The sequence below is a fragment of the Embleya scabrispora genome (assembly GCF_002024165.1).
In the GTDB taxonomy this organism is placed as follows: Bacteria; Actinomycetota; Actinomycetes; order Streptomycetales; family Streptomycetaceae; genus Embleya; species Embleya scabrispora_A.
In genome coordinates this window covers 1,075,911-1,095,126 of the sequence record NZ_MWQN01000003.1, presented here as the reverse complement: position 1 = coordinate 1,095,126, position 19,216 = coordinate 1,075,911, and the positions used below count along the sequence as shown (strand labels likewise).

Sequence of the window (19,216 nt, the reverse complement as noted above, 5' to 3'; positions counted from 1 at the left end):
GGTTCGCCGGGTGCCTGGGGGTCAGGAAAGGACGGCGGGCTTGAGGACCTGGGCGCACCACTGCTCGAAGCTTGTGGGTGAGGTGGTTTCCGGGGTGCGGGTGATGCCGGCGTCCAGGCCCTCGTCCTTGGCCCGCTTCATGTCGACGATGCTCTGCACGAATGCCTCGTTGAGGCCGTAGCCGACGAGGGTGGTGTACATGTCGTCGAGTGCCTGGCGTTCGTAGCGGACGGGGCGGCCGAACTGTGCTGTCATGATGCGCGCCAGGTCGTTGACGGACAGGTCCTCGGGGCCGAGGAGCGGGATGCTGCCGGTGCCGGTCCAGGAGCGGTCGAGGAGCAGGTCGGCGGCGGCGGCCGCGATGTCGGCGACGGCGACGAGGGGGGCTTTGCGGTCGGCCTCGACGGTGTCGGTGAAGAAGCCGTGCTCGCGGATCGAGTCGGCCTCTTCCAGGAAGTTCTCGAAGAAGGAAGCGCAGGCCAGGGCCCGGTAGGCGGCGCCGCTTTCGGCGATGAGGTCGTCCATGGCCAGCGAGGTGGTGACGATGCCGGCCCGGTCGGCGAGCGCGGTGCCGCGGCCGAGTGCGGAGATGCCGACGACGTGGCCGACGCCGTGGGCGGCGAGCGCCTTGACGGCGGGGCGGCTGAAGCCGATGTAGGCGTCGTGCGGGGTCAGCGCGGCGTCCGGGGGGACGAGCCAGAAGACGGCGTCCGCGCCGTCGAAGGCGCGGTCGAGGACGTCGGCGTCCGCGTGCGAGCCGGTGACCACGTCGACGGCTCCGCGCGCCTCGTCGGGGAGTCGGGCGGGATCGCGCACGATCACGCGCAGTTCCTCCCCTGCGGCGGGGGCGGACGTGAGCAGGCCGGAGAGCAGGTGGCGGCCGATGTTCCCGGTGGGAGCGGTGATGACGATCATGGAAACCTCGTGTGTCGTCCGGTTCGTTACGCCCCTCATCCTGCTGAGGACCGCCGTGATGCCACAATGGGAACTTCGGCACGGAATCATTGACTGAAATGGAATAATGCTGGTGAGCAGCCCGGATCCGGTCATCGACGCCAATCTCGCCATCGCGCTGGATGCCCTGCTGGCCGAGCACAGCGTGACTCGCGCCGCCGCGCGCCTGCACACCTCGCCTGCCGCGATGAGCCGCAACCTCGCCCGGCTGCGCCGCATCCTTCAGGACCCTCTTCTGGTCCGGGCCGGGCAGGCGATGGTTCCCACCCCGCGGGCGCAGGCCCTGCGCGAGGAGGCCGCCGCGGTCGTCCGCAGCCTGGGGGCGCTGCTGGGGCCGGGTGCGAGCGTGGACCCCGCGGGCCTGCGCAGCACGTTCACGCTCCAGGCCGCCGACCTGGTCGGCGCGGCGCTGGCCCCGGGGCTGTTGGAGCTGGGTCGGCGTGAGGCGCCGGGTGTCTCGTTCCGGATCCGGGCCGAGGAGTTGGAGGCCGGTCCCGCGCTGCGCGACGGCCGGATCGACCTGGAGGTCGGTTCGATCGACCACGTGGACCCGGAGACCCAGGTGGAGGCACTGGTCGGCCTGCGCATGGTGGCGGCGGTCCGGCCCGGCCATCCGCTGACGCAGGGGAAGCTGACGCCGGCTCGGCTCGCCGCGGCCCAACACGTCGCGGTCAGCCGCCGCGGCAGGTTCACCGGCCCCCTCGACGCCGCGTTGGCCCAGCACAACCTGCGCCGGCGGGTCGGCATCGTCCTTCCCGCGCACTTGGCCGCGATGACCCTGGCCGCCCGCAGCGATGTCGTGTGTCTGGTACCCGCCGCGCTCCCCGGCGCCGCCCCTTCGCCCCTCACGCAGGACGCCGACGCCCTCGGGCTGCACCTCCTGGACATGCCCGTGGACCTGCCGGCGGTGACCATCGGCATGGCCTGGCATCCCCGGCACACCGCCGACGGCGCCCACCGCTGGCTCCGTGACGCGGTCCGCCGGACGCTGTGCGCATCGGCGGACGCCGGGGCCGCTCGGTCACAGGAGCCGGGTGCGAAGGAAGTCCGGTAGCCGACCGGCCTCCAGCCGCTCCTTCGGCTGTTCCTCGGGTACCTCCTTCGGCCGCTTCTCCGGGCCGGCCGACGCGTCGAGTCGGCGAGGGGCGTGAGCGCGTTCGGCGGTGTCGGTGTCGGTGACGTGGTTAGCCTGTGTGTCGTTGTGGTGATCGGTTTCGACGGGGGTTGAGCAGCGTGCGATCGCGATGGGCGCAAAGGTGGGCGGCCTTGGTGGCTGTCCTGGTGGTTTCGGCGGGGGCAGGGGTGTCGGCGGCTCGGGCGCATTCGGTGTCGCCGAGTGATGCGCGGGCCACGTCCGCCGTACGCGATGTCCGGGACTGGCTCGGGCACTTGGGCAATCGGGCGCAGAATCGGGTGGTGTCCGGTCAGTTCGCCGGGTACAGCGGCAAGACGTTCTCGCTCGATCAGGTGGAGGAGACAAAGGCGCGGACCGGTGCGTATCCCGGGCTGCTCGGGTGCGACTACGGGCATGACGGCAACGCCATCGACCACGCCTGCAACGCGACCCTGAAGGACTGGGCGGCGTCCGGTGGCCTGGTCACCGTCAGCGCCCACCTGCCCAATCCGGATCAGCCCGACTGGAGCGGCCTGTTCGCCAAGTTGGCCACGTTCGATCGGCTCACCGATCGGAGCACCGGGACCGGTCGGCGCTGGCAGGCCGAACTCGACCGGGTCGCGGAGGGGTTGCGCGATCTCGCCGACGCGGGCGTGCCGGTGCTGTTTCGGCCGTTGCACGAGATGAACGGCGATTCGTTCTGGTGGAGTGCGCAGGATCCGCAGACGTTCGCCGCGGTGTGGCGCGACATGTACGGCTACCTCACCGAGGTCAAGGGCCTGCACAACCTGCTGTGGGTGTACGCGCCGGATTGCAACTACGGCAATCGTTCGTCCTATTACCCGGGCGGGGCGTATACCGATGTCGTCGGCCTGGACTGCTATGTGCGCGAGCCCGCCGCCGTTCAGGGATACGACGAACTCCTCGCGCTGGGGAAGCCGTTCGCGTTCGCCGAGATCGGGCCGCGGAGCGGTCCCGGCGGGGTGATCGAGGTGCCGCTGGACTACGGGAAGTGGATCGACGCGATCCGTACCCGATTCCCGGCCACCGCCTACTTCATGGCCTGGAACGACCAGTGGCGGCCCACCGCCAACACCGGTGCGGCCCGGCTGATGGGCGACCCGTGGACGATCACGCGCGGTGAGATCGCCGTGTCCGCGCGCACCGAGGGCCGGCCCGTCCCGGCCGGAACACCCGTCCCGCTGGCCGACTTCGAGTCCGGCGCCCAGGGGTGGGGCGGCTGGCAGGTACTGGCCGGCCCCTGGTCGGTGGACGAATGGGCGGCGCAGGGCGGCCGATCCCTGAAGGCGGACATCGATCTGACCGGCTCCGAGGCGTACTTGAACCGCGTCGCGGGGCAAAACCTGTCGGGCTTTCGTGCGTTGACCGCGACGGTCCGTACCGCCGAGTGGGGCGACCACGCCGCCGGTACCACCGCCAAGTTCTACATCCGCACCGGCGCGGGGTCGGCCTGGTACGACGGGGGAGCGGTGGGCATCGGCCCCAACGGCGCGGTGTTGAGCCTGGATCTGGGCCGCGTGGCCGACCTCGGCGACGTCCGCGAGATCGGCGTGCTGTTTCGGCCCGCGCCGGGCGCGAATGGGCGCAGCGCCGTGTACGTGGACGACGTCACCGCGATCGCCCCGCCGACCCTGCTCTCCGGTTTCGAGTCCGGTACCGAGGGCTGGACCGGTTACCTCACCGCGACCGCGCCCGCGAGCACGAGCGATTGGGCGAGTGAGGGCCGCCGTTCGCTCGGCGCCGAGATCGACCTCGCGGCTTCGGAGGCGTACGTCGGCCGCCGCGCGCGGCTCGACCTGTCCGGTCGCCGGGCCCTGACCGCCACGGTTCGGGCCACGGCATCGGCCGGCACGGCCAAGCTCTACGTCAAGACCACCGCCGCCGATACGTGGTACGACGCCGGCGCCGTCCCGCTGGGGCCGGACGCCACGACCTTGACCCTCAACCTGGCCGGGGTCGGCTCGCCCGGCGACATCCGGGAGATCGGCGTGCAGTTCGAGCGGCGGGGCGCGGGCGGTACGGGCCGAGCCGTCGTCTTCGTCGACGAGGTCACGGTCCGCTGAACCCGGCGCCGCGCGCCGCGACGGGCACGGTGTCGCGGCGTGCGGCGCCGGCCGCCGGTCAGGCGGGCTGCGGGGCCGGTTCGGCGGCGGCGAAGCGCTCGATCAGGCGCGGGGTGAGTGGGCCGACCAGGGTTCCGGCGAAGGCGTGGCGCAGGGCGGCGGCGCGCATCTCGTTGACCAGGGTGTGGGTGACCGTGGCCGGGACGACCCAGCCGCCGTGGATGTGACCGAGGACGCGGATGCCGGCGGCGGGGACGTCGGCCGCGCGCAGCGCCGCGAGGTAGTCCTCGGCCTGCTCGCGCAGCGGGTCGTACTCGGCCACCACGACCAGGGCCGGTGCCAGGCCGGACAGGTCGGCGGCGCGCAGCGGGGACACGAGCGGGTTGACGGCGGCCTCGGCCTCCGGCACGTAGTGCCGCGCGAACATGTTGAACTCGGCGACGGACAGTCCGGGCCGGGCCGGTTCGCCGGCGGCGACCGGGTCCGGCATCGGGGTGAGGTCGAACGGCGCGGCGTCCAGGACCTGGAGGCCGGGTTGCGGGAGGCCGCGTTCGCGCAGCGCCAGGCACATCGCGGCGGCCAGGTTGCCGCCGGCGCTCGCGCCGCCGATGGCGACCAGGTCGGGGTCGATGCCGAGTTCGTCGGCGTGTTCCAGGAGCCAGGCGTAGGCGGTCAGGCAGTCGTCCAGCGGGGTGGGGAAGGGGTGTTCGGGGGCGAGCCGATAGTCGACGTGGACCACGGCGCACGGGACGAGCGAGGCGACGGGTCCGCACTCGGCCTCGGCGGTGTCCAGGTTGCCCAGGACCCAGCCGCCGCCGTGCAGGAAGAAGTAGGCGGGGACGGGCGTTTGCGGGTTTCTCGGCCGCCACACCCGCACGGCGATGGTGCCGTCGGCGACGGGAACCGTGTGCTCGGTGACCTCGATGTCGGGCCCCGGCGGGAATGCCGCGAGCCGCATCGTGGCGGCCGACTGCGCGCGCCGCAGCGCCAGATCCCGCGACTCGGGCTGCGCCCCGGCGGCCACACGCTGCAACAGCCGCACCACGGGCGGATCGATCCTCATCAGCATCTCCTTCAACGAGCCGGCCGAACGACCGGGAAATTCGGGGGAATCGGGGCCGGAACGCGGGGCCGGGTCGCCGGCTGTTTCGGCCTGCGCACAGCCGACGCCGGCACCGGAGCGGGTGGCCGGGTCGGTTTCGGGCACGGGCTCGGATGCGGTCGGGTCGCCTTCGGGCTCGGACTCGGTCGGGTCGGCCTTGGCGCGGTCGCCGGCCCAGGGGCCGTCCGGCTCGGCCTCGGTGCGGGTGGGCCGTGTTGTTCCGGTCGCCGTGTCGGGGGCGGGGTCGTGGAGTGCGGCTATGCGTCCGCTCGTGATGACCCGGCGGTAGGCGTGTGCGCTGGGGTGGATCACGCGCTCGAGGTCGTTGTCGCGGTCGATGCCGATCAGGCCGAAGCGGGGGCGGTAGCCGTGTGTCCACTCGAAGTTGTCGAACGCGGACCAGTGGAGGTATCCGCGCACGTCGACGCCGTCCGCGAGCGCGGCCCGGACGGCGCGCAGGTGGCTGTCGAGGTAGGCCACCCGCTCGGCGTCGTCGGTGGTGGCGATGCCGTTCTCGGTGATGTAGATCGGCAGGCCGGTGGTTTCGCCGGCCAGCCGCAGCATCTCGGTGAGGCCGTCCGGGTAGACCTCCCATCCCATCTGGGTGGTGGGCGTGCCCGCCGGCGGCTCGCCGAGTCGCTGCCGTTCCAGGGCCGCGTTCACCCGGGCGCGGGTGTAGTACTGCACGCCCACCCAGTCGCCGGGGTCGGGCGTGTCGCGCAGGTGTTCCAGGTGCCGGGTGACCAGCATCTCGCGGTACCAGTCGGCGAGTTCGACGTCGGCGGCGGTGTCCGGGTCGGCCGGTTGCACCAGCGGGAGTTGCAGGCACACGCCCACGCGCGTGTTCGGCGCGGTCGCGCGCAACGCGGTCACGGCGGCGTCGTGCGCGCGCATCAGGGTCTCGTTGGCGGCGACCATACGGTCGCGATCGCGGTATCCGGGCGGGTGGTTGCCCTTCAGGTAGCCGTTGAACGCGACGATCTGCGGTTCGTTGACCGTGCCGGCGAAGGGGATGCGATCCCCGAGCCGGTGCCCGGCCTCGGCGGCGAACTCGGCGAAGATCTCGGGCGCGTCGGGCGCCGACCAACCACCGCGCGCCGCGAACCACCGTGGCAGGGTGAAGTGTTGGAGGGTGACGAACGCGGTGAGGCCGTGCTCGCGCAGGCCGTCCAGCACCCGCGCGTAGTGGTCGAACGCGGCGGTGTCCCACACCCGCGCGAGGGGGCGAGCCGGGACCACTCGATCGACATCCGGTGTGCGGTGTGCCCGAGTTCGGCCAGCAGCGCGATGTCGGTCGGCCAGCGGCGCCACTGGTCGATGCCCACGCCGCTGGGCTCGGCGGTGTGGCCGGCGTTCTCCCAGTCGATCCAGTCGTTGTCGCTCAGGCCGCCCTCGACCTGGTGGGCCGCGGTGGCCGCGCCCCACAGGAACGCGGGCGGGAAGTCCCGAGCGCCGCCGTCGGTCATCCTTGTACCTCCTCGGGTGCGCCGGTCTCGGCCGGCTCGGGTTCGGTGGCCAGGTCGCGGATCAGCGTCCGGGCGTACTCCTCGATGCTGACCACCAGGTCGACCTCCTCGGGATCGAGCAGCCATTGGGAGGCGATGCCGTCGAGCGCGGCCAGGATCTCGATCGCCTTCAGCTCCGGGCTCACGTCCGCACGCATCTCGCCGCCGCGCTGACCCTCGCGGATCATCCCGGCCACCACCGCGCGCATCTCGCGGTAGCGCCGGACGAAGAAGTCGTGCTCCGGGTCCCCCGGATCCAGGTTCTCCGCGAGCAGCACCGCGAACAGCTTGGCCAGACCCGGCTGTTCGCGGTTGCGGTGGGCGAACGCGGGCATCTCGCGCAGCGCCTGGAGCCCGCCCACCGCGGCGATGTCCCGGGCGAACGCCTGGCTGCGCAGGTCCCGGTGCTCGACCACGGCCCGGAGCAGGCCCTCCTTGCTGCCGAAGTGGTAGAGCAGGCCGGGCTCGGTGATGCCGACCCGCTGGGCCACCTCCGCCATACCGGTGCCGCGAAAGCCCGCGCGGGCGAACAATTCCGACGCGGCGGCGACGATCTCCCGACGCCGTTCCTCCCCCTTCGCGGTCGGCGCCTTGGTGCGGCCGCGAGCGCGGCCGACGGCCGGTTTACGTGCATCCGAATTCTCAGTCACATCGGCACTCTAGATTATTTACTTAGTCCTTAGTAAGTTCCATCCCGTCGAAAGTTCACGACACCCGGATCGGAGCTCACGCCATGAGCAGATCGAGAACCTTCCTCGCCCTGGGCGCGCTGACCCTGACCGTGGCCGCCGCCGTCATCCCGACCGGCACGTCCGCCGCCTCGAACAGCACGCCGAACAACGGCACGAACATCTCTGCGAACAGCGCCACGAACAGCGCCACGAACATCTCTGCGCACACCACGTCGACCGCCGACCCGACCGGCAAAAGCCTGACCTCCCCGCTCAAGGAGACGGTCTGGCTCTGTCGTCCCGGCCTCGCGACCAACCCCTGCAACCAGGACCTCGCCGGCAACCCGCAACGCCCGGGCCCCGACGGCACGTTCAGCGCCCGCTACCTCAACGGGGCCACCACCACGCTCGACGCCACCTCGGTCCGCGCCGACGGCTCGCGCGTACCCGAGCCGTTCGCCGCACCGGCGAACCCGCAGATCGACTGCTTCTACGCGTACCCCACCGTCGACCTGCTGCCCAATCCGCTCCTGCGGGTCGGATCCCTGCCCCCGAGCCCGTCCAACAGCGCACTCGCGGCCGCCCTCGACCAGATCGGCCGCTTCGCCGGCACGTGTCGGGTGTTCGCCCCGATGTACCGGCAGGCTTCGCTCTCCGAACTGCTGGTCGGCGGCCTGGGCGTGCCGCTCGACGCGGAGACCGGCTCGCGCGACGTCCTGGACGCCTGGCGCGACTACTGGGCCAACCACAACATCGACCCGGTCACCCACCAGCGGCGCGGCGTGGTGCTCCTGGGTCACTCCCAGGGCACCGGCGTGGTGTCGCGGGTGATGCAGCAGGAGATCGACGGCAACCCGGCCGTGCAGGACCGGTTGGTGTCGGCGGTGCTGCTCGGCGGCTACCTCCAGGTGCCGATCGGCGGGACCCAGGGCGGCGGCGCCGACCCGGCCTCGACGTTCCAGCACATCCCGATGTGCGTACGCTCCGGGCCCCAGGCGCCGGTCCCCACCGGGTGCGTGGTGGCCTACAACAGCTACGCGCTGCCGCCCGGCGGCGGGCTCCCGGCCGGATCGGCCTTCGGCCGCACACCGATACCGGGGCACCAGATGATGTGCGTCAACCCGGCCGCGCTGTTGCGTGGCACGCCGGCCGACACGGCGACGCCGCTGGACATGTACATGCCCACCCGCCGCCTGATGGACGGCAATTGGCTCAACCCGCGCGGCCACCTCGCACACGTGTTGTCCGCGTACGAACTGGCCGACGACCCGTCCGGCTACACCCGATACCAGGGCAGGGTCAGCGGCAAGTGTGCCTTCACGCAGGACGCGAACGGCACCGCGACCTGGTTCGACATCACCGGCGGCGCCGGGATGTTCCCCGACGGCGGCCTGTCCGTTTCGCTGGGCACGCACACCGTCGACTACAACGTCGCGATGGGCGATCTCACCGCGCTGATCGCCACCCAGGCGAACACGTGGCGGGCGGCCCACCCGGCCTAGCCCGACCGGCCCGTACCGGCCCGGAACCGCCCGGTACGGCCCGCCCGGGACCCACCCGAACCCACCCGGACGCACCGGCCGGGCCCGCCCCGCGCCCCATCCGCTCCACCACACCCCGCACCCCCGCAGCACCCGCCGCGCCCACCCGCACCCCCGGGCCGTCCGGCGGCGATTCGAGCACGCCGCGAGGTCGGCCGAAATGCCCGGCCATATCCATCGACCCACGCAACCGTCGCGTGCCGTGAATACACCGAGTATCCCGACCGCACGCTTCCGTTACGTGTAACGGCCAACATTTCGGCCGGCCGACCGCACCGGGGAATTCGATTCCCGAATTCGTCCCGCGAATTCGACAAAGGACCAGTCATGACCATCCTGGGACGCCGCTGCGCAGCGGCCCTCGCCACCGCCGGACTCGTCGTGGCCGCCGTCGCCGGCTGCGGCGGCTCGAACACCTCGAAGGGCGCCGGCGGCAAGACGCTGACCCTGGCGGCCGCGGCCGACGCGGCCAGTCTGGACCCGGCGAAGACGGCCGGGGGCAACATGCTCGCCTACCTCCAGCCCCTGTACGACGCGCTCACCACGGTCAACCCCGACCAGAGCGTGGGCCCGGGCCTGGCCACCGCGTGGACCTACACCGATCCCGAGCGCCGGCACCTGCGGATGACCCTGCGCGAGGGCGTCGTGTTCAGCGACGGCACCGCGTTCGACGCGTCCGTGGTCAAACAGAACCTGGACCGCATGGCCGCGAGCAACGGGCCCAGCTCCTTCGCCGTCGCCACCGTCGCCGGCGTCACGGTCAACAGCCCCACCGAGGTCGAACTGGCCCTGAAGACCCCGATCCGGCGCTGTTGTTCAACCTCGGCCTGGTCGCCGGGATGATGGTCGGCCCCAAAGCCTTCGCCGACGCCAACGCGCAACCGGTGGGCACCGGCCCGTACATCCTGGACACCGGCCACACCACCCGCGGCGACCGCTACACCTACACCCGCAACCCGCGCTACCGCGCCCCCGCCGCGTACCCGTTCGACAAGGTCGTGATCAAGGCGATCCCGGACACCAACGCCCGCACCACCGCGCTGCTCACCGGCCAGGCCGACGCGGGCATCGGCGCCCCGGCCCGGATGGACGCCGCCAAGCAGGCCGGCCTGACCGTCACCCGCCAACCCGGCCAGGTCACCGGCCTGTGGCTGGTCGACCGCGACGGCAAGATCGCCCCGCCGCTCAAGGACGCCCGCGTGCGTCAGGCGATCAACCACGCCGTCGACGGCCCCGGCATCCTCAAGGCCATCATGGCCGGCGTCGGCACCCCCACCACGCAGATGTTCGCGGCCGGATCCCCGCGTACGACCCGGAGTTGGACCGCAAGTACCCCTACGACCCGGCGCGCGCCAAGCAGTTGCTCGCCGAAGCCGGCTTCCCCGACGGCTTCAAGCTCGGCCTGCCCAGCGAGAACGCCTTCGTGCCCGCGATCTACCCGGTGTTGGCGGAGCAGTTGAACCAGGTGGGCATCAAGGTCGAATACACCCCGGTGAGCACCAACCAGCTCTCCGTGCAGTACTTCAGCGGCCGGTTCCCGGCGTTCATGTACGTCTGGGGCACCACGCAGAACTGGATCGACGCCAACGCGCTGCTGTCGCCGACCGCGCCGACCAATCCGTTCAAGGTGAACGACCCGGTCGCGGTCGACCTGCTGGCGCGGATCGCCAAGGCGAGCGATCAGGAGCAGGGTCCGCTGTACCGGCAGTTGAACGCACACGTGGTCGAACAGGCGTGGTTCGCGCCGCTCTTTCGCGGTGAGACCGTGATGTTCTCGGCCAAGAGGATCACACTGAGCAACAAGCCCGGGCAGACCTTCTTCTCCCTGTCCGACTACAAGCTCGCCGGCTGAGCGCCGCCATGACCACCTTCCTCGCCCGTCGGTTGATCTCGGCCGTCGCCCTGCTGCTCGTGGTCTCCGCGCTGACCTTCTTCCTGATGGACCTGCTGCCCGACCCGGGCCGCGGCATTTTGGGCGTGTCCGCCACGGACGAGCAACTGGCGGCCAAACGCGCGGAGTTGGGCTTGGACCGACCGGTCGTGCCGCGCTACCTGGACTGGTTGTGGGCGGCGCTGCGCGGCGACCTGGGCACCTCGTGGACCACCGGCCTGGACGTCGCCGACTCGATCGGCACCAAACTGCCGGTGACGCTGTCCCTGACCCTGACCGCGACCGTGGTCTGCGCGCTGTTCGGCATCGCCCTCGGGCTGTTCGCCGCGATCCGGCGCGGGATCGTGGACCGTTCGGTGCACGTGCTCGCCGTGGCCGGCTTCGCGATCCCGGGCCTGTGGGTCGGCATCCTGCTGGTGGCCCTGTTCGCGGTCGAGCTCGAATGGCTGCCCGCCACCGGCTATGTGCCCTTCGACGAATCGCCCGTGGACTGGGCCCGTTCACTGGTGCTTCCGGTGGCCACCATCGCCGTGTCCGGGATCGCCGCGATCGCCCAGCAGACCCGCAACGCGGTGGCCACGGTCCTGGAGCGGGACTACGTCCGGACCCTGCGCAGCCGCGGACTGCCGCTGCGCCGCGTGCTGTTGGTCCATGTGCTGCGCAACGCGACCCCGCCCGCGCTGACCGTGGTCGGCCTCCAGTTCATCGGGCTGCTCGGCGGCGCGCTGGTGATCGAGCAGATCTTCGCGCTGCCCGGTCTCGGTTCGCTGGCCATCGGCGCGACCTCGCAGTCGGACGTGCCCACCGTGCAGGGGGTCGTCCTGGTCAGCGTGTGCGTCGTGGTCTCCGTCAACCTGGTCGTCGATCTGGCGACCGGCGTGCTCGATCCGAAAGTCGGCATGAGATGAACGACAACCAGACCGCGGCGGTCGCGCCGCCGACCGCCGCCGAGGCCCCGGCGCAGTCCCCGGATCGGGTGCAGCCGGCGGCCGGGTCCGTCCCGGCCGCCGCGCCGCGCCGGCACGGGCCCGCCGGGCGCTTCCTGCGGGACCCGATCGCGGTCGCCGCGGCGGCCGTGTTGCTGCTGGTGATCGTGACCGGCGTGTGCGCGGGGCTGCTGAGCGAACACGGGCCCAACAAGGCCGCGTTGGACGCGGTCCTGGCCGACCCGTCCGGCACCCATCCGCTCGGCGGCGACGGCTCCGGCCGCGACGTACTGAGCCGACTGCTGTACGGCAGCCGCACCAGCCTGTTCGCCGGCGCCATCGCCACCGGGGTGGCGCTGCTGATCGGCGTGCCCACCGGGCTCGCGGCCGGCTACGTGGGCGGGTGGTGGGACGCGCTGTCGAGTTGGGTGGCCAACCTGTTCCTGGCCCTGCCCGGCGTGGTGGTCCTGCTCGCGCTCGTCGCGGTGGAGGGGCCCGGCCTGGTCGGCTCGATGGTCGTGCTCGGCGTGCTCACCGCGGCCCCGGTCTTTCGGCTGGTGCGCGGCGAGGTCAAGCGGGTGCGCGGGGAGCCGTACGTGGACGCCGCGCGGGTGGCCGGGCTGTCCGACCCGCGGATCATGGGGCGGCACATCCTGCGCGTGGTGCGGGTCCCGATCATCACCCAGGCATCGCTGATCTTCGGCCTCGCGCTGATCATCGAATCCGGTATCGCCTTCCTCGGCCTGGGCGAGGCGGACCGGGCCAGTTGGGGTGCGATGCTCAACGACGCCTCGGTGCACGTGTACGACAACGCGATGTTGTCGGTGTGGCCGGGCGCGGCGATCACCCTCACCGTGCTGGCGGTCACGCTGCTCGGCGCGGGACTTCGCGACGCCTTCGAGGACGCGCCGAAGCCCGCCCCGGCGACGCGGCGCCGGCGGGTGCGGGGGCCGGCCCGGGAGCCGGTGGTGAACGTCGACACCGGCGCGCTGCTCGTGGTGGACGGTCTGGAGGTCGCCTACCCGGCGCCCGGTGGCGAGGCCGCCGTCGTGGACGCGGTGTCGCTGAGTGTGGATCGGGGCGAAATCCTGGGCCTGGTCGGCGAATCCGGGTGCGGCAAGACGCAAACCGCCTTGGCGGTGCTGCGCCTGCTGCCCGCCGGAGGCGAAATCCGGGCCGGACGGGTGGTGTTCGACGGCCGCGACCTCGCCGCGCTGTCCGAGCGGGAGGTGAACGCGCTGCGCGGGCGCCGGATCGGCTACATCCCGCAGGACCCGATGTCCAACCTCGACCCCAGCTTCCGGATCGGCAGCCAACTGGTCGAGCCGCTGCGCGCGCACCTGGGCCTGTCCCGCGACGCGGCCCGACGCCGGGCGCTGGAACTGCTCGACCGGGTGGGCATCGCCGACCCGCCCCGGGTGTTCGCCGCCTACCCGCACCAGGTGTCCGGCGGCATGGCCCAGCGCATCCTGATCGCGGGCGCGGTCGCCGCCGAACCCGATCTGCTGATCGCCGACGAGCCGACGACGGCGCTCGACGTCACCGTGCAGGCCGAGATCCTGGACCTGCTGCGCTCGCTCCAGCGCGAACACGGCATGGGGATGATCCTGGTCACCCACGACCTGGGGGTGGTCGCGGACATCTGCGACCGGGTGGCGGTGATGTACGCCGGGGAGATCGTCGAGACGGCGACCTCGGCGGACCTGTTCGCCCGCCCGGCGCACCCGTACTCCGCCGCGCTGCTCGCCGCCATCCCGGACGGCGCCGGCGCCCGAAGCCGGCTGCCCACCATCCCGGACCGGGTGCCCTCGGTCCACGACCGGCCGAGCGGCTGCCGATTCGCCCCGCGCTGCGCGTACGCCGCACCCGGCTGCGCGGTCCACCCGGAGCCGACCACCCACCGGGACGGCGCGGTGCGCTGCGTCCGGGTGGAGAACGAGGTGATCGTATGGAACCGGTGAACGCGACGCCCGCCGCTGCCCCGGGGGAGCCGCTGCTCTCCCTCGACGAACTGGTGGTGGAGTACCGCACGGGCGGTCGGCGGCGTCCGCCGCTGCGCGTCCTGCACGAGGTGAGCCTGGAGGTGCGAGCGCACGAAACGGTCGGCCTGGTCGGCGAGTCCGGCTCCGGCAAGACCACCCTCGGGCGCGCGGTACTCGGCCTCGCCCCGGTGGCCGGCGGCACGATCACCTTCGCCGGCACCCGGATCGACGGCCTGGGCCGCCGGGCGCGGCGCGCACTGAGCCGGGACATCCAGGTGGTGTTCCAGGACCCCTACGGCTCGCTGAACCCGTCGATGACCATCGGGGACATCCTCACCGAACCGCTCACCGCGCGGCACACGCACACCCGCCGGGCGGCTCGGGAGCGGATCGGCGAACTGCTCGACGCGGTCGGCCTCCCGGCGGACACCGCCGCCCGCTCGGCCCGTGAACTCTCCGGCGGCCAGCGGCAACGCGTGGCCATCGCCCGCGCGCTCGCGCCCGGGCCGCGCCTGATCATCTGCGACGAGCCGGTGAGCGCGCTCGACCTGTCCACCCGGGCGCAGGTGATCAACCTGCTCGTCGAACTCCAGCAGGCAACGGGCGTGGCCTACCTGTTCATCGCGCACGACCTGTCGGTGGTCGGCCACGTGAGCGACCGGGTCGCGGTGATGTCGCGCGGCGAGATCGTCGAATGCGCGGACGCGACCCGCGTCACCACCGACCCCGAACACCCGTACACCCGCGACCTGTTGCTGGCCGCGCCGGTGCCGGACCCGGCCCGCCAGGCGGAACGGCGGGCGGCGCGGCACCGGCTGGCGGCGCGGGGGGCGCCGGCGGGGGTGGGCGCGGCGGGCTCGACGGGGTGACGCGCGGGTCGGCCGGCGGGGCGGAGAGGCGGCAGGCCCACCGGTTCGGCGGCCACGCGGGGATCGACGCGCGATCGTCGCGCCGAGCGGGAGCGGGCCGGCCGTACCCGCTCTGGCATCATGGACAAGCGGAACGCTGTTCCGACGGCGGATCCGGGAGGCGAAAGGCGGCAGGGTGAAGGACGGCGTGGAGCGGCCCAAGCGGGTGGACGCGCGGCGCAACGAGGGGATCCTGCTCGACGCCGCCGCCGCGGTCTTCGTGACCTCGGGCGTGGAGGCCCCGGTGCGCGACATCGCGGCCCGCGCCGGAGTCGGCACGGGCACGATCTACCGCCACTTCCCCACCCGGGCGGACCTGATCATCGCGGTGTATCGGCACCAGGTGCAGACCTGCGCCGAGGCCGGTCCGGAACTGCTCGCGACCAGCGCGACCCCGTACGCCGCGCTGGGGCGCTGGATCGACCTGTTCGTCGACTTCCTGGTCACCAAGCACGGGCTCGCGGCCGTGTTGCAGGCGGACAACGCCGGCTTCGAGGCGCTGCTGCACTACTTCCTCGATCGACTCCTGCCGGTGTGCGCCGAGTTGCTGACCGCCGCGGCCGCCGCCGGCGAGATCCGCCCCGACATCGAGGCGTACGACCTGATGCGCGGCGTCGGGAACCTGTGCATCGGCGCCGACAACGACTCGCGCTACGACGCGCGGCGACTGGTGGGGATCCTGATCGCCGGGCTGCGGGCGACGCCCTAGCCGAGGGCCGTTGCCCGGCGCGGGAACCGGGGGAGTACGGCCGAGACGGCGATCCGGGTCGTTCCGCGGTCGGCCGTGGCGGCGGCGGCCGGGACTCACAACCAGTCGTTGCGGCGGAAGGCGCGGAACATCAGGGCGCAGGCACCGACCATCACGACCAGCACGGTCGGATATCCGTACGTCCACTTCAATTCGGGCATGTGTTCGAAGTTCATCCCGTAGATGCCGACGATCAGCGTCGGGACGGCCAGGATCGCCGCGATGGCGGCGATCTTGCGCATGTCGGTGTTCTGCCGCACCGTCACCCCGGCCAGGCTCGCCGACAGTATCGAGTCGAGCAGTTCGTCGAACGCCACGAGCCGTTCGCGCACCTGGGCCAGGTGGTCGGCCACATCGCGCAGATACGCGTCGAAGACCGTGTCGTCCCCCGGCAGACCCCCCTCGGCCAGCCGCTCCAGTGGCCGCGCCAGCGGCAGTACCGCGCGCTTGAACTCGATCAGCTCGCGTTTGAGCTGGTAGATGCGCTCCGCGTCGTTGCTCGGCCGGGGTGAGAACACCTCCTCCTCGAGGCGTTCGAAGTCGTCCTCGACCTTGTCCGCCACCAGCAGGTAGTCGTCCACGACCCGGTCGGTGATCGCGTGCACCACCGCGGCCGGCCCGTGCGCGAGCAGCTTGGGATCGGCCTCCAGGGACTGGCGCAGCTCGACCAGCGGCGGCGCGCTGCCGTGTCGGACCACCACGACGAACTTGTCGCCGGCGAAGACCATGATCTCGCCGGTGTCCACCACCTCGCTGGTCGCGGTCAGCGCGTCGTGCTCGACGTAGACGATCGTCTTGAGCACCAGGAACAGGGTGTCGTCGTAGCGCTCCAGCTTGGGCCGCTGATGCGCCTCGACCGCGTCCTCCACGGCGAGTGGGTGCAGGTGGAAGGCGGCGGCGATCTCGGCCAGGTCCTCGGCGAGCGGGGCGTGCAGCCCGATCCACACGAAGCAGTCCTCACTCGCCTCGGCCGCGTCGAGCGCGTCCTGCAACGGCACCTCGCCGGGGCGCCGGATCCCCTTGTCGTAGAGCGCGCAGTCCACCACCACGGGCGCCCGCCGAGCCCCCGCCGCCTCCGCACCCGCCGGTATCGCGCCGCCGGGCCGAAAGCGCTTCGTCGTCCGCCACGAGCTCATCGTCCTGCTCCCGAATCGAGGATGTCCCGCCCGATCGTAGGCGGCACCACCCCTTGGCGGGGGGCCTACATCACAGGAATCCCGGCGGCCCGGCCCCCGGCGGGCGGGCCGGAGCGCCGTCCGTGCGGACCCGCCGGCCCGGGGCAGGGGCGCGGCCGAGCGCGAGCGGTGGCGTCCTGCGGATTCGACCGAAGGGGCAACCGTCGGACGGCGATGGCGGGTTGCGATCACCGACCGACCCGGACCCCAAGGCGGCGCCGCTCGCGGGCGGCGAGCCCGTGCCGCGCCGTGACGGGCCGCCGTGGCGGCGGCGGTCGTGGATTGGGGAGCGGGGCCGCCGTCGGGGCGGAGCCGGGCTCCGGGTGTTGCTAGATTGGGCGCGCCCCCGCCGCACGTGTCTGCGGCCTCCGCCTATTTTGGGGATCTCGTGCCGCTCAGCACCGACGTGTCCAGTCCGGAAATCGACCTCGCGGCCGTTCGCGAGGAGTACGCGGCCCTGGCGGCCGAGGGACTTCGCCTCGATCTCACCCGGGGCAAGCCCTCGCCGCAACAACTGGACCTGGCGAACGGGCTGCTCTCGCTGCCCGGCGGCGACGACTTCAAGGCCGCCGACGGCACCGACTGCCGCAACTACGGCGGCCTCGACGGCCTGCCCGAGCTGCGGGAGATCTTCGCTCCACTGCTGCAGGTCCCCGCCGCGCAGCTGCTCGCCCTGGGCAACGCCAGCCTGACCCTGATGCACGACGTGATCGCGCACGCGCTGCTGTCCAAGGTGCCCGGGGCCGAGCGGCGCTGGGTGGACGAGCCCGAGGTGCTGTTCCTGTGTCCGGTGCCCGGCTACGACCGGCACTTCGCGCTGTGCGAGCGGTTCGGCATCGGCATGGTCCCGGTCCCGCTCACCGGCGAGGGCCCGGACCTGGACGCGGTCGAGGCGCTGGTCGCCGCCGACGCGCGGATCAAGGGCATGTGGTGCGTGCCCAAGTACAGCAACCCCAGCGGGGAGAGCTACGGCGACGAGACGGTGCGCCGGCTCGCGGCGATGCCCACCGCCGCGCCGGACTTCCGGCTGTTCTGGGACAACGCCTACGCGGTGCACCACCTGACCGACAAGCCGGTCGAGCTGCTGTCGATCCTGGACGCCTGCGCCGAGGCGGGCAATTCCGACCGCGCGTTCGTCTTCGGCTCGACCTCGAAGATCAGCCACGCCGGCGCCGGGGTGGCCTTCTTCGGCTCCTCCGCGGCCAACACCGCCTGGCTGACCGGGCTGCTGGCCAAGCAGACCATCGGGCCGGACAAGGTCAACCAGCTGCGGCACGTGCGCTTCTTCGGCGACGCCGAGGGCGTGCTCGCGCACATGGAGCTGCACCGCGAGCTCCTGGAGCCGCGCTTCGCCGCGGTGTACGAGGTCCTGGATCGCGAACTGGGCGCGCTCGGCATCGCGAGCTGGACCCGGCCCGAGGGCGGCTACTTCGTCAGCCTGGAGGTGCCGGACGGCTGCGCCGCCGAGGTGGTCCGGCTGGCCAAGGAGGTCGGTGTCGCGCTGACCCCGGCCGGCGCCGCGTTCCCCGAGGGCAACGACCCGCGCGACCACCACATCCGGCTGGCCCCCAGCTACCCGACGGTCGACGAGGTGCACCGCGCGATGCGGGCCGTCGCGGTCTGCGTCAAGCTGGCCGCCGCCGAGGCCGCAGCGAAGTAACGCCACCACACCCGCCGACGACCCGGCCCGCCCCCGAACCGAACCGGGGGCGGGCCGGGTCGCGTTTGCGCGCCGCCGCCTGGCCGTGGGGACCCGTGTCGGAGTGCGCGGGCGCGGTTCGGAGCGGCGGGCTCGATCAGCCGATCGATGGTGCGAGGTATTCCAGCGCGTAACCGTCGCCGGAGGGGGTCACGCGGGCGATGCCGGGCGAGTCGAGGTGGGCGCCGGCCACGAAGTGGTTCGGCCGGCTCAGTTGTTCGAGCAGGGCCGCCCGTGCGGCGCGGGCCTGGGACTGGTCGCCGTCGAACTCCCAGGCGACCTCGGGCCGTTCGAATTGGAGCGTGGGAACGTGCACGGTGTCGCCCCAGGCGAGCAGTCGGCCGGCGCCGCTGTCGACCTCGTAGACGGTGTGACCGGGGGTGTGGCCCGGCGCCGGGATCGCGGTGGTCCACTCGTTGATCGCGACCTTGTCCGACACGGGTACGACCCGGTCGCGGAGCGGTTCGAGCCGGCCCGTGAACACCGAGGCGTCGCCCGCGCCGATCCATACGCGCTCGAGCTCGGGGAACGCCTCCGAACCGTCCGGCGCGATCAGGCCGCTCACGTGGTCTTCGTGCCTGTGGGTGATGGCCACGTCGGTGACCTGTGCTCGGTCGATTCCGGCTTCGTCGAGCGCGTCGTGGAGCAAGCCCATGGTGGGCTCGTGCCAGACGTCGGACGCGCCGGTGTCGACGAGAACCGACCGCGTGCCGTCGGTGACGAAGAAGGCGTTGACCGACAGCCGCAGGTTGTCGCCGGCCAGTGGTTCGGCGGCCGGCAGCTCGGCGAACGTGCACCCGTGCTCGTCGCGGAGCCGGGTCGGCGGCATGTCGATGTACCCGTCTCGCAACGCGACCACCCGCAGATTGCCGAATGCGAACGTGGCATGGTGCCGGCCACTCGAGACCAAACGCAT

General features: G+C 72.4%; 13 protein-coding genes and 2 pseudogenes. 9 read left to right on the top strand and 6 right to left on the bottom strand.

The genetic code is table 11. The annotated features are described in order from the left end of the window. Window positions 1-21: 21 nt before the first annotated feature. Window positions 22-915, bottom strand: coding sequence for an NAD(P)H-binding protein (locus tag B4N89_RS40410; protein ID WP_078981501.1), 894 nt, complete (start codon window positions 913-915; stop codon window positions 22-24). Between the two features lie 106 nt (window positions 916-1,021). On the opposite strand from B4N89_RS40410, the gene B4N89_RS40405 reads away from it, so the two are divergent. Then, a complete protein-coding gene (locus B4N89_RS40405) occupies window positions 1,022-2,008 on the top strand; it encodes a LysR family transcriptional regulator (RefSeq protein WP_201261124.1) in 987 nt (328 codons plus the stop codon). 137 nt (window positions 2,009-2,145) lie between these two features. Further along, window positions 2,146-4,152 carry a glycosyl hydrolase gene (locus tag B4N89_RS40400; protein WP_321170749.1) on the top strand — a complete coding sequence of 669 codons (2,007 nt, stop codon included), beginning with the start codon at window positions 2,146-2,148 and terminating at the stop codon, window positions 4,150-4,152. A 58-nt stretch (window positions 4,153-4,210) separates the two neighbouring features. Here the strand turns inward: B4N89_RS40400 and B4N89_RS52840 are convergent, their stop codons facing one another. The 3 genes and pseudogenes from B4N89_RS52840 to B4N89_RS40385 all read right to left on the bottom strand — a co-directional run bounded on the left by B4N89_RS52840 (window position 4,211) and on the right by B4N89_RS40385 (window position 7,409). Beyond that, window positions 4,211-6,466: a family 1 glycosylhydrolase gene (locus B4N89_RS52840; protein WP_101897504.1), complete on the bottom strand. Its 2,256-nt coding sequence runs from the start codon at window positions 6,464-6,466 to the stop codon at window positions 4,211-4,213. A gap of 17 nt (window positions 6,467-6,483) precedes the next feature. Further along, window positions 6,484-6,720, bottom strand: a pseudogene (locus B4N89_RS53535) (family 1 glycosylhydrolase); the annotation flags it as partial. Beyond that, on the bottom strand, window positions 6,717-7,409 hold the full coding sequence (locus B4N89_RS40385; RefSeq protein WP_078981498.1) for a TetR/AcrR family transcriptional regulator: 693 nt from the start codon (window positions 7,407-7,409) through the stop codon (window positions 6,717-6,719). The pseudogene B4N89_RS53535 and the gene B4N89_RS40385, both read right to left, overlap by 4 nt. 83 nt (window positions 7,410-7,492) lie before the next feature. Between B4N89_RS40385 and B4N89_RS40380 the strand changes: the two genes are divergently transcribed. The 6 genes and pseudogenes from B4N89_RS40380 (at window position 7,493) to B4N89_RS40345 (ending at window position 15,387) form a co-directional block, all read left to right on the top strand. Next, window positions 7,493-8,932, top strand: coding sequence for a DUF3089 domain-containing protein (locus B4N89_RS40380; protein ID WP_078981497.1), 1,440 nt, complete (start codon window positions 7,493-7,495; stop codon window positions 8,930-8,932). A 366-nt stretch (window positions 8,933-9,298) separates the two neighbouring features. Continuing rightward, window positions 9,299-10,823, top strand: a pseudogene (locus tag B4N89_RS53530) (ABC transporter substrate-binding protein). 8 nt (window positions 10,824-10,831) lie between these two features. Beyond that, window positions 10,832-11,770: an ABC transporter permease gene (locus B4N89_RS40360; protein WP_078981493.1), complete on the top strand. Its 939-nt coding sequence runs from the start codon at window positions 10,832-10,834 to the stop codon at window positions 11,768-11,770. Continuing rightward, window positions 11,767-13,749, top strand: coding sequence for a dipeptide/oligopeptide/nickel ABC transporter permease/ATP-binding protein (locus B4N89_RS40355; RefSeq protein ID WP_078981492.1), 1,983 nt, complete (start codon window positions 11,767-11,769; stop codon window positions 13,747-13,749). The genes B4N89_RS40360 and B4N89_RS40355 overlap by 4 nt, the downstream gene beginning before the upstream one ends. Further along, on the top strand, window positions 13,737-14,639 hold the full coding sequence (locus B4N89_RS40350; protein ID WP_078981491.1) for an ATP-binding cassette domain-containing protein: 903 nt from the start codon (window positions 13,737-13,739) through the stop codon (window positions 14,637-14,639). Before B4N89_RS40355 ends, B4N89_RS40350 begins: the two co-directional genes overlap by 13 nt. Window positions 14,640-14,814: 175 nt before the next feature. Then, window positions 14,815-15,387 carry a TetR/AcrR family transcriptional regulator gene (locus B4N89_RS40345; protein ID WP_101897502.1) on the top strand — a complete coding sequence of 191 codons (573 nt, stop codon included), beginning with the start codon at window positions 14,815-14,817 and terminating at the stop codon, window positions 15,385-15,387. 95 nt (window positions 15,388-15,482) lie between these two features. On the opposite strand, the gene B4N89_RS40340 is transcribed toward B4N89_RS40345, so the two are convergent. After that, a complete protein-coding gene (locus tag B4N89_RS40340) occupies window positions 15,483-16,562 on the bottom strand; it encodes a magnesium and cobalt transport protein CorA (RefSeq protein WP_078981489.1) in 1,080 nt (359 codons plus the stop codon). A 427-nt stretch (window positions 16,563-16,989) separates the two neighbouring features. Between B4N89_RS40340 and B4N89_RS40335 the strand changes: the two genes are divergently transcribed. After that, window positions 16,990-18,261, top strand: a complete 1,272-nt coding sequence (locus tag B4N89_RS40335) for an aminotransferase class I/II-fold pyridoxal phosphate-dependent enzyme (RefSeq protein WP_235619241.1) — start codon at window positions 16,990-16,992, stop codon at window positions 18,259-18,261. 136 nt (window positions 18,262-18,397) lie between these two features. Here the strand turns inward: B4N89_RS40335 and B4N89_RS40330 are convergent, their stop codons facing one another. Next, complete coding sequence (locus B4N89_RS40330; RefSeq protein ID WP_078981488.1) at window positions 18,398-19,216, bottom strand: MBL fold metallo-hydrolase; 819 nt, start codon at window positions 19,214-19,216, stop codon at window positions 18,398-18,400.

Excerpts from the sequence above, each read along its gene's own strand:
- B4N89_RS40410 (WP_078981501.1), bottom strand. The coding sequence starts at position 915 with ATGATCGTCATCACCGCTCCCACCGGGAACATCGGCCGCCACCTGCTC.
- B4N89_RS40405 (WP_201261124.1), top strand. The coding sequence starts at position 1,022 with ATGCTGGTGAGCAGCCCGGATCCGGTCATCGACGCCAATCTCGCCATC.
- B4N89_RS40340 (WP_078981489.1), bottom strand. The coding sequence starts at position 16,562 with ATGAGCTCGTGGCGGACGACGAAGCGCTTTCGGCCCGGCGGCGCGATA.
- B4N89_RS40380 (WP_078981497.1), top strand. The coding sequence starts at position 7,493 with ATGAGCAGATCGAGAACCTTCCTCGCCCTGGGCGCGCTGACCCTGACC.
- B4N89_RS40330 (WP_078981488.1), bottom strand. The coding sequence starts at position 19,216 with ATGCGTTTGGTCTCGAGTGGCCGGCACCATGCCACGTTCGCATTCGGC.
- B4N89_RS40360 (WP_078981493.1), top strand. The coding sequence starts at position 10,832 with ATGACCACCTTCCTCGCCCGTCGGTTGATCTCGGCCGTCGCCCTGCTG.
- B4N89_RS40350 (WP_078981491.1), top strand. The coding sequence starts at position 13,737 with ATGGAACCGGTGAACGCGACGCCCGCCGCTGCCCCGGGGGAGCCGCTG.
- B4N89_RS40355 (WP_078981492.1), top strand. The coding sequence starts at position 11,767 with ATGAACGACAACCAGACCGCGGCGGTCGCGCCGCCGACCGCCGCCGAG.